The organism is Mesorhizobium sp. NZP2077, from assembly GCF_013170805.1.
Taxonomy (GTDB): Bacteria; Pseudomonadota; Alphaproteobacteria; order Rhizobiales; family Rhizobiaceae; genus Mesorhizobium.
The window spans coordinates 598,510-610,682 of the sequence record NZ_CP051293.1 but is presented as its reverse complement, the minus strand read 5'-3'; the positions used below and the strand labels follow the sequence as shown (position 1 = coordinate 610,682).

Annotated in this window: 11 protein-coding genes; 5 read left to right on the top strand and 6 right to left on the bottom strand. The window is 65.2% G+C overall.

Annotated elements, in window-relative coordinates:
* Positions 1 to 32: 32 nt before the first annotated feature.
* On the bottom strand, positions 33 to 461 hold the full coding sequence (locus HGP13_RS02845) for a DUF6481 family protein (protein WP_027032379.1): 429 nt from the start codon (positions 459 to 461) through the stop codon (positions 33 to 35).
* A gap of 221 nt (positions 462 to 682) precedes the next feature.
* On the opposite strand from HGP13_RS02845, the gene HGP13_RS02840 reads away from it, so the two are divergent.
* From HGP13_RS02840 to HGP13_RS02820, 5 genes are all read left to right on the top strand, one after another.
* A complete protein-coding gene (locus HGP13_RS02840) occupies positions 683 to 1,744 on the top strand; it encodes an LLM class flavin-dependent oxidoreductase (protein ID WP_172221230.1) in 1,062 nt (353 codons plus the stop codon).
* A gap of 121 nt (positions 1,745 to 1,865) precedes the next feature.
* The gene (locus HGP13_RS02835; RefSeq protein WP_172221227.1) at positions 1,866 to 3,035 is read left to right on the top strand and encodes an AI-2E family transporter; all 1,170 of its coding nucleotides are present in this window, start codon (positions 1,866 to 1,868) and stop codon (positions 3,033 to 3,035) included.
* Complete coding sequence (locus tag HGP13_RS02830; protein WP_246707264.1) at positions 2,953 to 3,942, top strand: arylamine N-acetyltransferase; 990 nt, start codon at positions 2,953 to 2,955, stop codon at positions 3,940 to 3,942. The genes HGP13_RS02835 and HGP13_RS02830 overlap by 83 nt, the downstream gene beginning before the upstream one ends.
* A complete protein-coding gene (locus HGP13_RS02825) occupies positions 3,939 to 4,940 on the top strand; it encodes an LLM class flavin-dependent oxidoreductase (RefSeq protein WP_172221221.1) in 1,002 nt (333 codons plus the stop codon). The genes HGP13_RS02830 and HGP13_RS02825 overlap by 4 nt, the downstream gene beginning before the upstream one ends.
* A gap of 83 nt (positions 4,941 to 5,023) precedes the next feature.
* Complete coding sequence (locus HGP13_RS02820) at positions 5,024 to 5,818, top strand: inositol monophosphatase family protein (RefSeq protein ID WP_172221218.1); 795 nt, start codon at positions 5,024 to 5,026, stop codon at positions 5,816 to 5,818.
* A gap of 62 nt (positions 5,819 to 5,880) precedes the next feature.
* Here HGP13_RS02820 and HGP13_RS02815 read toward each other — a convergent pair whose 3' ends face one another.
* From HGP13_RS02815 to HGP13_RS02795, 5 genes are read right to left on the bottom strand one after another with little or no spacing between them, the layout of a single operon-like run.
* Positions 5,881 to 6,342, bottom strand: coding sequence for a MarR family transcriptional regulator (locus HGP13_RS02815; RefSeq protein WP_172221215.1), 462 nt, complete (start codon positions 6,340 to 6,342; stop codon positions 5,881 to 5,883).
* On the bottom strand, positions 6,339 to 6,923 hold the full coding sequence (locus tag HGP13_RS02810; RefSeq protein ID WP_172221213.1) for an amino acid synthesis family protein: 585 nt from the start codon (positions 6,921 to 6,923) through the stop codon (positions 6,339 to 6,341). Before HGP13_RS02810 ends, HGP13_RS02815 begins: the two co-directional genes overlap by 4 nt.
* Positions 6,916 to 7,800, bottom strand: a complete 885-nt coding sequence (locus tag HGP13_RS02805) for a UPF0280 family protein (protein ID WP_172221211.1) — start codon at positions 7,798 to 7,800, stop codon at positions 6,916 to 6,918. The genes HGP13_RS02810 and HGP13_RS02805 overlap by 8 nt, the downstream gene beginning before the upstream one ends.
* Positions 7,800 to 9,341, bottom strand: a complete 1,542-nt coding sequence (locus tag HGP13_RS02800; RefSeq protein ID WP_172221209.1) for a 6-hydroxynicotinate reductase — start codon at positions 9,339 to 9,341, stop codon at positions 7,800 to 7,802. Before HGP13_RS02800 ends, HGP13_RS02805 begins: the two co-directional genes overlap by 1 nt.
* Positions 9,338 to 12,172 (bottom strand): molybdopterin-dependent oxidoreductase, encoded by a 2,835-nt coding sequence (locus tag HGP13_RS02795; protein ID WP_172234596.1) that lies wholly within the window; start codon positions 12,170 to 12,172, stop codon positions 9,338 to 9,340. The genes HGP13_RS02800 and HGP13_RS02795 overlap by 4 nt, the downstream gene beginning before the upstream one ends.
* Position 12,173: the final 1 nt, after the last annotated feature.

The window sequence follows — 12,173 nt, the reverse complement described above, 5'->3', positions numbered from 1 at the left end:
GTTCCAAATTTCGAAGCTTGGCCGCTAAGACGTTAGCGGGCTGAGAAGCCTGGGGGCGTTCTGCCGGTGCGCTGCTTGCGCGCCGCGTAGCGTGCGTCGCGTTTTGCCTTGCGCTCGGCTTCGTCGGCCAGCAAGCGAGCAATGCGCTCGGTCTCTTCGGCCTCCTTGATCTTCGCTTCAGCCTGTGCCGCCTCTTCGGCCGCAATGCGCGCCGCTTCGGCCGCTGCCTCGCGCTCGGCCTTCTCGACCGCCTCGCGTGCCAGCTTCTCCTGCTTCAGCCTTGCCTTTTCAGCTTCGCGAATCTCGCGGGCCTCGAGGATTGCCTTGCGTTCGGCCTGTCGCGCCACGACTGCAGGATCATCTGCCGCCGGCTTCGACTTGAAGCGCTCCAGAAGCGCCTTCTTTGCCTCGTTCGCGGCATTGCGCCGCTCGAAAATATCTTTTTCCCTGTAGATAGCCAAGTCCACTTCCCTGAAGTCAATTCGCGACGCTTACATACGCGCGAATGCCGAGAGTTCAAGCGCCAAAACGGTATGCCAGCCATGAAATTCCACGATGTTGCACGCGGGAGACGCCCTGACGGCCGAAATCCGACATGCACTGTTCACCGTCAGCCTCTCTGGCGGCGAGGCTGTACCGTCGCTACGTCTAGCGGCAAAACCCAACACCAGGATGACATCACATGGAACTCGGTCTCTACACTTTTGCCGACGTCAGCCCGCGGCCGGGCCCCGGTGCCATCGGGCCGCATGAGCGGCTGCGCAACCTGATCGAGGAGGTCGAACTGGCCGACCAGGTCGGTCTCGACGTCTTCGGCCTGGGCGAGCATCACCGGCCTGACTACGCCGCCTCAGCGCCGGTCGTGGCCCTGGCGGCGGCTGCCGAGCGCTCGAAACGCATCAAGCTGACCAGCGCGGTCACCGTGCTCTCCTCGGACGATCCGGTCCGCGTCTTCCAGCAGTTCGCCACGCTCGATCTTCTGTCGGGCGGCCGTGCCGAGATCATGGCCGGGCGCGGTTCGTTCATCGAATCCTTCCCGCTGTTCGGCTACAATCTCGAGGACTACGACGAACTCTTCGCCGAAAAGCTCGATCTGCTGCTCGTCATCCGCGATCAGGTGAACGTCACCTGGTCCGGCAATCTGCGCGCGCCGATCAACGATCGCGGCGTCTATCCCCGACCGTTTCAGGACAGGCTGCCGGTCTGGATCGCCATTGGTGGGACGCCACAGTCCGCCGCCCGCGCGGGCGCGCTGGGCCTGCCGTTGGCGCTCGCCATCATCGGCGGCGAGCCGGCGCGCTTCGCGCCGCTGTTCGACCTCTACCGCGAGGCGGCCAAACGCGCCGGCAGTGACCCGGCCGATCTCGCCACCAGCATCAACGTGCACGGCTTCATCGCCGAGACGACCGAGCAGGCGGCCGACGATTTTTACGGTCCGCAGGCCGAAGTGATGAACCGCATCGGCCGCGAGCGCGGCTGGGGCCCGACATCGCGGGCGCATTTCGACCAGTCGCGTGGTCCCAACGGCGCCCTGTTCGTCGGCGGTCCGGAGCAGGTGGCCGAAAAGATCGTCGCCCAGCACAAGATCTTCAACAATGATCGCTTCCTGCTGCAGATGGCGATCGGCACCATGCCGCACGCCAAGATCATGAAGGCGATCGAACTCTACGGGACCAAGGTGGCGCCGATCGTGCGCAAGGAAACGGCGAAATCCGCTCCTGTGGTAGCAGCGCCCGTAGCTTGAGTGAGATCAGCAACGGCTAGGCCCGCGGAAGCGGGCCCGCCGGCTAACGGAACCTTGCGGCCACGCCGGCGTTTTCGCTCAACGGTTTGCACCAATTGCGGTGCGCCGATGAGGGACCGTGATGAAAGCCGAACCCGCCGCTTTGGGCGCAGGCGTTGCCGAGGTTGAAGACGCGCGAACCGAAACGCGCGCGGACACGCATCTGATGCGCTCGCTGCTGGTCGGCATCTTCATTTTCATGACCATCTATGCGCTCTATTTCGCCCGCGCCTTCTTCATGCCGGTCATGCTGGCCTTCCTGCTGGCGCTGACATTGACGCCGATCGTGCGGCTGCTGCGCAAACGTGGCATTCCCGAAGTGGTGTCGGCGACCTTGCTGGTGCTGCTCTCCATTTGCGTCTTCGCCAGCGCCGGCTATTTGCTGTCAGGCCCGGTCATCGATCTGCTCAACAACACCTCGTCGATCGGCCAGCAGCTCACCGAGCGGCTGGCGCAATTGCGGCGTCCGCTGGAAAGGATCATGCAGGTCTCGCATCAGATCGAGCAAATGACCGAGACCTCGCAGGAGCCGGGCATCCAGAAGGTGGCGGTCGCCCAGTCCGGCATCCTGTCGGCGGCCGCCAGCAACATCCTTTCGGCGGGCACGAGCCTCACCATCATCTTCGTGCTGTCGCTGTTCCTGCTCGCCTCGGGCACGATGTTCTACGAGAAGATCATCCAGTCCTTCGCCAGCCTCAGCGAGAAGAAGCGGGCGCTGCGCGTCGTCTATGACGTCGAGCGCGAAATTTCGCACTATCTGCTCACCGTCACCATCATCAATGCCGGTCTCGGCACGGTCATCGGCCTTGGCTTGTGGGCGCTCGGCATGCCCAACCCGCTGGTCTGGGGTGTCGCCGCCGCCCTGTTCAACTTCCTGCCCTATGTCGGCGCGCTGCTGACCATCGTGCTGGTCGCGGTGATGGCGCTGATCAGCTTCGACACCATTTCCTACGCGCTGCTGGCGCCGGCCTTCGTACTTTTGTGCGATATTGTCGAAGGCCAGTTCGTGACACCGATGGTGGTCGGCAGGCGCCTGGAGATCAACGCCGTGGCGATCTTCATCGCCATTGCCTTCTGGTCATGGCTGTGGGGTTTCGTCGGCGCGCTGATGGCGGTGCCGCTGCTGGTCGTCATAAAAGTGTTCTGCGACCATTTCGAGGGGCTCGGCCATGTCGGCAATTTCCTCGCCGCGCAGCAAACCGCCGTGGTGGAGGACGAACCCGTCGAAGAGAACGGCAAGGCTGCCGCCTGACCGGCTCGCCGTGTTTGCGGCGCCCGGATCGAATGCCTATATCCGGCCGGACAATGGCCGGTGCCCCTTCCCGATGAACGACGTTCCCTTCGACCTCGACGCCTATCTCGCTCGCATCGGTTACGCCGGTTCGCGGGACCCGTCGCTGGATACGCTAAAGGCACTGCATTTCCTCCACCCGCAGGCGATCCCGTTCGAGAACATCGATCCTTTTCTTGGCCACCCGGTCCGGCTCGATCTTGCCGCGCTGCAGGACAAGATCGTCCTTGGCGGGCGTGGCGGCTATTGCTTCGAGCACAACCTCCTCTTCATGCATGCTCTGATTGCACTTGGTTTCGAGGTCGACGGCCTGGCCGCGCGCGTGCTCTGGGGCCAGAGCGAGGACGCCATCACCGCGCGCAGCCACATGCTGCTGCGCGTCGAGCTCGATGGTCGGACCTATATCGCCGATGTCGGCTTCGGCGGCCTGACCCTGACGGCGCCGCTGCTGCTGGTTTCCGGCGCGGAGCAAAAAACCCCGCACGAGACATTCCGCCTCGTCGAGGCCGACGATCATTTCCGCCTGCAGGCCGCCATCGGCGGCGACTGGCGCTCGCTCTACCGCTTCGATCTGCAGCCGCAATACGAGGTCGACTATTCCGTCACCAACTACTTCCTGTCGACCAGCCCGGCATCGCATTTCCTCTCCTCCGTCATAGCGGCACGCGCTACGCCCGACCGGCGTTACGCATTGCGCGGCGTCAGGCTGTCGATCCATCACCTTGGCGGCCGCACCGAGCAGACGGAGATAGCCACCGCCGCCCAACTCGCCGACACGCTGGAAGGCCAGCTCGGCATCATCATTCCCGACCGCACGGCCTTCGAGGCCAAAGTGCGTGAAAAGAAGATCGTGGAGACCAACGCATGACCGAACTGTCCGTTCTCGACCTGTCGCCGATCGTCGAAGGCAGCAATGCCTCGCAGTCGCTGGCCAACTCGCTCGATCTCGCCCGCCATGCCGAGCGGCTGGGCTACAAGCGCTATTGGCTGGCCGAGCACCACAACATGCCGGGCATCGCCAGTGCCGCCACATCCGTGGTCATCGCCCATGTCGCCGGCGGCACCAAAACCATTCGCGTCGGCGCCGGCGGCATCATGCTGCCCAACCATGCGCCGCTGGTCATTGCCGAGCAGTTCGGCACGCTGGCTGCCCTGTTTCCCGGCCGCATCGATCTCGGCCTCGGCCGGGCGCCCGGCACCGACATGAACACCGCGCGCGCCTTGCGCCGCAACCTTGAGGCCGGCGTCGACAATTTCCCGCAGGATGTCGTCGAGCTGATGGGCTATTTCCTGCCGGCCGAGGAAGGCCAGCGCCTCAGGGCTGTGCCCGGCGAGAGCCAGAACGTGCCGGTCTGGATTCTCGGCTCCAGCCTCTACGGCGCGCAGCTCGCCGCCATGCTCGGCCTGCCCTATGCCTTCGCCTCGCATTTCGCGCCGGCCGAACTCGATCACGCGCTGGACATCTACCGCTCGCGCTTCCAGCCGTCGGAACAGCTCGACAAGCCGCATGTCATGCTCGGCCTCAATGTCTTTGCCGCGCCCACCGATGCCGAGGCGCGGCTGCTGTTCACCTCGCTGCAGCAGGCCTTCGTAAATCTGCGCACCGGCCGGCCGGGACGACTGCCGCCGCCGGTCGAGAATTACGAGCGCGATCTCGACCCGATAGCGAAAACCATGCTCGGCCAGGCGCTGTCCTGCGCCGTCGTCGGCTCTCCCGAAACGGTCCGCCAGGGCATCGATGCCTTCGTGCGCCGCACCGGCGCCGACGAGCTGATGGTCACCGCGCAGATCTTCGATCACGCGGCGCGGGTGCGGTCGTTCGAGATCCTGGCCGACGCGCACAAATCGCTGTCGCAGGCGGCCTGACGTTTTGTGTCTCGCCGGGTCCTTTTGCCGGTAGCGATGCTCTGCTAAGTGCGGAGCATCCAGAGGCAAGAGCGAGCTTTCCCGTGACCCATGATCTTGACGCCCGTACGCAGTTTGCCATCGACCTGGCGCGGCGGGCCGGCGAACTCGGTCTCAAATATTTCCGCGATCTGGAAAGCCTGACCATCGAGAGCAAGGGCCATCAGGACCTGGTCTCGCAAGCCGATCGCGAAGTCGAGTTGTTCATCCGCGCGGCCATCGCCGCCGACTACCCGCAAGACGGCATCGTCGGCGAGGAACATGCCTCGGTCACTGGTTCGACCGGCTATGTCTGGGTCATCGATCCCATCGACGGCACCGCCAATTTCGTGCGCGGCATTCCGGCCTGGTGCGTGGTGATCGCTTGTGCACGGGACGGGGAGACGGTCGTCGGCGTCATCCACGAGCCATCGACCGGCGAAACCTTCCACGGCAGGCTCGGAGGCGGCGCCTTCGTCAACGGCAGGCCGATCAGGACAAGTGCCGCGACCAGCCTGGAAGAGGGCTCGGTGGGAACCGGATTTTCAAACCGGGCCGAGGCCGAGAATATCGCCGTGCTGATCAGCAGGATACTGGCCGAAGGCGGCGTCTTCTTTCGCAACGCGTCCGGCGCCCTGATGTTGGCCTATGTGGCCTCGGGCCGGCTGCTTGGCTATGTGGATGAGCATATGAACGCCTGGGACTGCCTGGCCGGCATGCTGTTGATCGAGGAGGCCGGCGGCACCGTTCTGAAGGCAGACCCAAAGACGGTGCTGCAGAGCGGGACACAGGTCATATCAGGCGGCAAGGGTGTCTTTTCGAAACTGCAGGCGCTTTGTTCGGGCGTGTTCGCGGCTTAAGCGCTCGCGCCCTGCGCTATTGCCGCGACCGGTCGGCACGAATTGCGGATCACCAACCGGCTCTACGCCAGCTTCGCCAGCAGCTTCGTGAAGGTGGCGATCTCCTTGGCCGAGAGCGGCGCCAGCGTTTCCCTGGTGATCTCGCGCGCCAGCGGGATCAGGCGCTCGATCGCATCGCGGCCTTCGGGGGTCAAATTGACCAGCAGCCGCCTTTTGTCGACCTCGTGCTTGGAAAGCTCGACCAGGCCGCGCGCCTTCAGCCGGTCGATGACGCCCTTCACCGTCGCCGCATCCATGGCGATCAGCGTGCCGAGCTGGTTCTGCGAGGTCTCGCCGACATCGCGCAGCTTGGCCAGTGCGGCGAATTGCGGCGGCGTCAGGTCGCCAATATGCGCGGCGAAGATCGAGACATGGCGCTGGTGCGCCTTGCGCAGGATGAAGCCGACCTGTTCCTGCAGGAGGTAATCCTGATCGTCCGGCGCCTCGACCTCGACCAGCTTGAGCAGATTGTCCTCGCCGCTCACCGCAGCCCATCCCAGGCTCTTATGCCATCGGCCGCAAGCCCACCCATGCGGTTGTGGATGCGCGGCCCGCAGGTCATGGCCAGACAAAAAAGAATCTCGTCGGGACGCGGCCCGTCGCTGATGCCGACTTCCATGGCGTCGAAATGGCTGCGCACATAGGCGGCGTTGATGTGGCCGAGCGGCACGTCGAGCTTCGAGCCGAAAGCACCGACCTTCTTGGCCGAGGGCACGATCGCCTTGGCGTCGCCGAGCCGCTCACGCATGGCGTAGCCACCCGGCACATGCCAGAGCGCGCCGTGCTCCAGTTCGCCCGCAATGCCGACAATGGCGCCCTTGCCATAGCCGTCGATCTGCTTCACGTTACCGCCTAAGGCGGCGATGAGCTTGTCAGAAAGCAGCAGGCCGAGCGGCTTCAGATCGTCCATGGCGCTCTGCAAATCCTCGACATAGCGCCCGGCGAACGGGTTCTTGACCACGGCCATGGCCGCGGCCCGCCGGCGCGGCACGTCCGCGACCGGCCCGCCCTCGTGAAATATCTCTTCGCTTAGCACCGCGACCTTGCGGATCGGGAACTCAGGCATGGGCAATTTCCTCTCTCGAATTCTTGTTGGGCGCGGAGAGCGCCACCGAACCACTGATGCGGGCCTCACCGCCAAGAAACAGCGCCGATGCGGCGATCAGGCCGCGTCGGCGAAAATCTTCGGCGACGGCAAGGCCATTGTCCAGCGCCCGCGCCACTTCGCCAAGTGCAAGCGTGCCGACGCCTTGCGTCACCAGCCGCGCGCCGAGATCGCTGTCGGGCGACAATTCGCGTGCGGGAATGCGCCTGATGGCGGGATTGCCGGGCAGGTCTACCGCGTTGGCAATAAGCGTCGCCGCCGCATCGGCCTCGGCGCCGGTCCGCGCCAGCACGGTGACGGCGTCGGCAATGCCGAGTGAAAACGAGCGGCCGCGCCAGCCGCTGGTGGCGACGCCGCCAACGCCGTCTTCGGCGCGGATCGTGATCCGGTCGGCCAGGCCGTTGCCGGTGCCGGCGACCGCCAGGCCCATCGACTGGCCCGTGCCGATATGGAGAGCGCTGTCGCCGCCATTGTTGACATAGGCGCGTTCGAGCCTGCGACCGGCAAGCAATGCGGCGAGCATTTCGTCGGCTACCGATCCGGCAACGGCGGCCATCGGTGTTATGAAACATTCCGCCAAAGGCATGACGGCTGCCTCCATGCGGCGCGCCGTCGGGCCGGCAAAGGTGCGTGGCGCCAGGAAGAACGCTGGGAGCCGCAATTCGGGGAGCTCCTCGACCAACTCGATCAGGATCGTCTGGAAGCGTGCAACCGCCTGCTCATAGGCCAGCCGGCATTCGTGCGCCTCGCCAAAAGCCTCGACGATCAGATCGATCGGCCCGTGGTTGAGATGCAGCCGCTTGCGATCCTGCAGCCAATGCGCTTGCGGGCCGTCCATTATCCCATCTCGTTCGAGGCGGCGCGCCGCAACTGCGCCAGCGGCGGCCATGGATTGTTGGCCGCGGCACCGGTGCCGCTGCGTGCATTGAGGTATTCGCCGCCCTTGGCGACGATATCCTCGACACTGCGGATCTCGGCTTCGTAGCCGCCGAGCCTGATATAGTCGTCGCGGCGCAAGGTGAATTCGATCGGCGCCACCAGCGCCGGCGTCGGCACATAGCCGAACGCGCCTACTGGCACGCGCGTGACATCGACCATCAGCGTGATGCCGCCGCCCGGCCAGACATAGACCGGCGCGCCGCCGACCGTGACATAGGTTTTCAGGCCTTGTACCGACCGGGTGAGATTGACCGGGTTTTCGGTGACGCCGGCGCGCAGCGAACCACCGGCGCCGCCGATAAACAGCACTGTGCACAAAGCCGGCTCGCAATTGTCCTCGATCAGGTTCACGGATTTCTGCAGCCGCTCCGGAAACGGTTTTTCGACCGGCTTCAATTCGTCGTCGAGTTCGTAATAGGCGAACTGCTCGCCGGTGGTCGAAACCATCAGCAGCGACAGGCCCGGCCGCGCGCCCTTCTTGGCGTTCCAGTCGCCAAGGATCGACAACGGGTCGGAAATCGAGGTGCCGCCCCAGCCGAGGCCGGGCTCGGAGACCTTGAAATAGCGGCCCGGCGTCGAACGGCGGCCGACGATTTTGATGCCGGTATCCTGCCAGCCCAGCACCTTGCCAGCTTGGTGCTCGGAAACCACGCCGGTGATGTGGTCGTCGACCACCACGACCTCGTCGACCAGCCCGCGCCATTGCGTGGCGAACATGCCGATGGTGGCGGAGCCGCAGCCGACGCGCATGCGGTGTTCCTGCTTGCCATCGATGACGGGTGGTTTGCCGGCTTCGACGATGATCGTGGCGCCACCGTCGATGGTGAGTTCCACCGGCTTGCGGTTGCACAGATTGAGCAGCGCATCGCAAGTCGCGCGGCCTTCCGACTTGGAGCCGCCGGTGAGGTGATGCACACCGCCCAGCGACAGCATCTGCGAGCCATATTCGCCTGTCGTGACATGGCCGATCGCTTCGCCTTGGGAGCGGACGACCGCCGTTTCGGGCCCGAGATGACGGTCGGTGTCGATCTTCACCTTGACGCCGCAATACGAGAAAATGCCCTCGGTGACGACGGTGACGAGATCGACGCCCTCAACCTCCTGGCTGACGATGAACGGCGCTGGCTTGTAGTCGGGATAGGTGGTGCCGGCGCCTATTGCGGTGACGAAGCGACGCCCGGTGTTGAACAACTCGCCGTCCCATGCCTCGCCCTCGGCGATGAAGGGCACCATTGTCCCGCCAGTCTCGGCCGCATGGTCGAGGATGGTCAGCGGGTCCATGCGCACGATGCGGCCACCGGCATTGCCATAGCGGTCGCAGGCGCCGGTGCGGCCTTCGGCAATGTAGCACATCACCGGGCAGGCATCGCAGCGGATCTTCTCTGCCACCAGCTTCTCGCCGGGATCATGGGTTTCGAAACGTTCGGCAAGCTCGCTCATTGGCGTGCCTCCTGTTCGCAGATGCCATTTTTTGCACGGATGCCAGCGCGGATACGCGTCGGCGTCGCCGGAACCTTGGTGACCAGCACGCCGGTGGCGTGGCGGATGGCGTTGAGGATCGCCGGCGCCGTCGGGATCAGCACATGCTCGCCCAGCCCCTTGGCGCCGAACGGCCCCTCGGGATCGGGAACCTCAACCAGAATGGTCTCGATCGGCGGCACGTCGCCGATGGTCGGGATGAGATAATCGTGCAAATTCTCGGTGCGGCCGGGAATGTATTCTTCCATCAGCGCCATTCCGATGCCTTGCGCGATGCCACCTTCGATCTGGCCTTCGACCAGCAGCGGGTTGATCGCCTTGCCGACATCGTGCGCCGCGGTGATCTTTAGCAGCTTCACCGTGCCGAGCTTGAGATCGACCTCGAGTTCGGCGATCTGCGCCCCATAGCCATAGAGCGCGTAGGGCTTGCCCTGGCCCTTGGCATCGAGCGGCAGCGTCGGAGGATCATAAGTCTCCTCGGCGCGGAAGACGAAGCCATCGGCATCCGCGTCGAGTGAGGCGAGATCGATGCGGCGGGCGGCATCACCCTCGCGGATGATGATCGCGGCGCCATCCAGCTGCAGGGTTGCTTTCTCGGAGACATTGGCAAAGCGGAGGATCTTTTCACGCAAGGCGCGGCCGGCCTTCTCCGCCGCCCTGCCGGTCACAAAAGTCTGGCGCGAGGCCGAGGTCTTGCCGGCGTCCGGGCTGATCGCCGTATCGGCGCTCTTCAGCCGGAATCGTTCCAGCGGCAGGCCAAGCGCATCGGCGCAGATCTGGGTGATGACGGTGTTGGAGCCCTGGCCGATATCGACGGCGCCCTGGTGCAGGACAACGTCACCCGAAGCCACGATGCCGACGCGAATGGTCGACGGGTTGGGCAGCGAAGTGTTGCCGCAGCCATACCAGCAGGACGCCACGCCGACGCCACGCTTTTTGTCCAAATGAGCACTGTTGAAAGCATCCACGTCGGCTGTCGCACGTGCCCAATGCGGCTGCAGCGCCTCAAGGCATTCGGCAATGCCGACGCCGGACTCCAGCCGCTGTCCGGTGACCGTTTCGGAACCGTTCCGAAGGCAGTTTCTCAGGCGGAAGTCGAGCCGGTCGATGCCAAGCTTGCCAGCCAACTCATCATAGAGCGTCTCCTGCATGATCGTCGCCTGCGGCACGCCGAAGCCACGGAAGGCGCCGGAGATCGGCCCATGCGTGTGGATGGCGCGGCCCTCGGCGCGGTAGTTCGGCGTTACATAGGGGCCGGACGCATGCACCGGCACGCGGTTGGCCACCGTCGGGCCCCAGCTGGCGTAGGCGCCGGTGTTGAAATCGCCTGAGAAGATCATGCCGGTGACATGGCCTTCGGCATCGGCGCCGATGGTCGCCTTCATCTCCGAGGGATGGCGCTTGGTGGTCGACATCATCGATTCGTTGCGGGTGTAGGTGAGCGCCGCCGGCCGCCCAGTCTTCAGCGCCACGAGGCCGATCAGCGGCTGCAGCGAAACGTCGAGTTTCGAGCCGAAGCCGCCGCCGGTCGCGGTCGGCACGATGCGCACCTTGTCGACGGCAAGGCCGAGCACCCTCGCCGTATCGTCGCGGTCCATATAGGGCGCCTGGGTGCAGGCGACGACGACCACCGTGTCGCCGTCCAGATAGGCATGGCCGGCCTCGGGCTCGATATAGGCGTGCTCGACATAGGAGGTATCGATGGCACCGGAAACCGTGATGGCGGCGGCAGCAAGGGCCGCCTCGGGATCGCCACGCTCGACAAAGCCGGAGGTCAGCAGGTTCGAGGGGCGATTTGCATGGATCAGCGCGGCGCCGTCAGCCTGGGCTTCGGCAGGTTGCAGAACATGCGGCAGTTCGGTCCAGCGAACCGGGAAATCCGACAGGTCGAGATCGAGCATCGCCTCGCGCTCGCCGGCGACGAGTGCCACCGCCTCGCCGCGCAGCCGCGCAAACCCTTCCGCGAGCGCTGGCTGGTCGGCGAACGGGCCGATGACGCCAAAGCAGTTTTTGCCCGGAATGTCGGCTGCGGTGAAGACACCGGCGATACCGGGATGCACCTTGGCCCAGCCGTCCAGGTCGCCGAAGGCGAAGCTGGCGTGATAATGCGGCGAACGGACCACCAGCACCGCCAGCGCATCGGCGGGAAAGGAATCGCCGCCGAATTTTTCACCGCCGGTGACTTTAGGCACGCCGTCGAGCCTGATGGGTGACGCGCCAACGGCGTGGCCGGACTCGGGCAGGCAGAAATCGAGGCTTGCTGCCTGCTGAGAAGCCTCCATCACCGCCGCGATGATCTTCCGGTAGCCGGTGCAGCGGCAGAGAATGCCGCCCAGCGCATCCTGCACCTCGGTCTCGGTCGGCCTGGGTTTCGTGTCCAGCAGCGCTGTCGCAGCAACCAGCAGCGCCGGCGTGCAGATGCCGCATTGCGCCGCGCCATGCGCAAGGAACGAGGCCTGCAGCGCCGACAGCCGGCCATTGGCCAGCCCCTCGACCGTCGTCACCGATGCGCCGGCGGCCGAGGCCGCCGGCATCAGGCAGGCGCAGACGGGGTCGCCGTCGACCAGCACCGTGCAGGCGCCGCAGTCCCCGGCGTCGCAGCCGACCTTGGTGCCGGACAACTGCAATTGGTCACGCAGCACTTGCGACAGCCGGCGAAGCGGCGGCACATTGACCGAGACGGCGGCGCCATTGACCACGAAGGTGATGTCAGCGCGGCCGAGGCCGAGGCCAGGCTGGTGACTGCCCGGATCGAGCAGAGCTTCACGGACTTCAGGCAGAACCTGGCTCATG

Coding starts and splice junctions, on each gene's coding strand:
- HGP13_RS02840 (WP_172221230.1), top strand. CDS start 683: ATGGAACTCGGTCTCTACACTTTTGCCGACGTCAGCCCGCGGCCGGGC.
- HGP13_RS02835 (WP_172221227.1), top strand. CDS start 1,866: ATGAAAGCCGAACCCGCCGCTTTGGGCGCAGGCGTTGCCGAGGTTGAA.
- HGP13_RS02830 (WP_246707264.1), top strand. CDS start 2,953: ATGTCGGCAATTTCCTCGCCGCGCAGCAAACCGCCGTGGTGGAGGACG.
- HGP13_RS02825 (WP_172221221.1), top strand. CDS start 3,939: ATGACCGAACTGTCCGTTCTCGACCTGTCGCCGATCGTCGAAGGCAGC.
- HGP13_RS02810 (WP_172221213.1), bottom strand. CDS start 6,923: ATGCCTGAGTTCCCGATCCGCAAGGTCGCGGTGCTAAGCGAAGAGATA.
- HGP13_RS02805 (WP_172221211.1), bottom strand. CDS start 7,800: ATGGACGGCCCGCAAGCGCATTGGCTGCAGGATCGCAAGCGGCTGCAT.
- HGP13_RS02800 (WP_172221209.1), bottom strand. CDS start 9,341: ATGAGCGAGCTTGCCGAACGTTTCGAAACCCATGATCCCGGCGAGAAG.
- HGP13_RS02795 (WP_172234596.1), bottom strand. CDS start 12,172: ATGAGCCAGGTTCTGCCTGAAGTCCGTGAAGCTCTGCTCGATCCGGGC.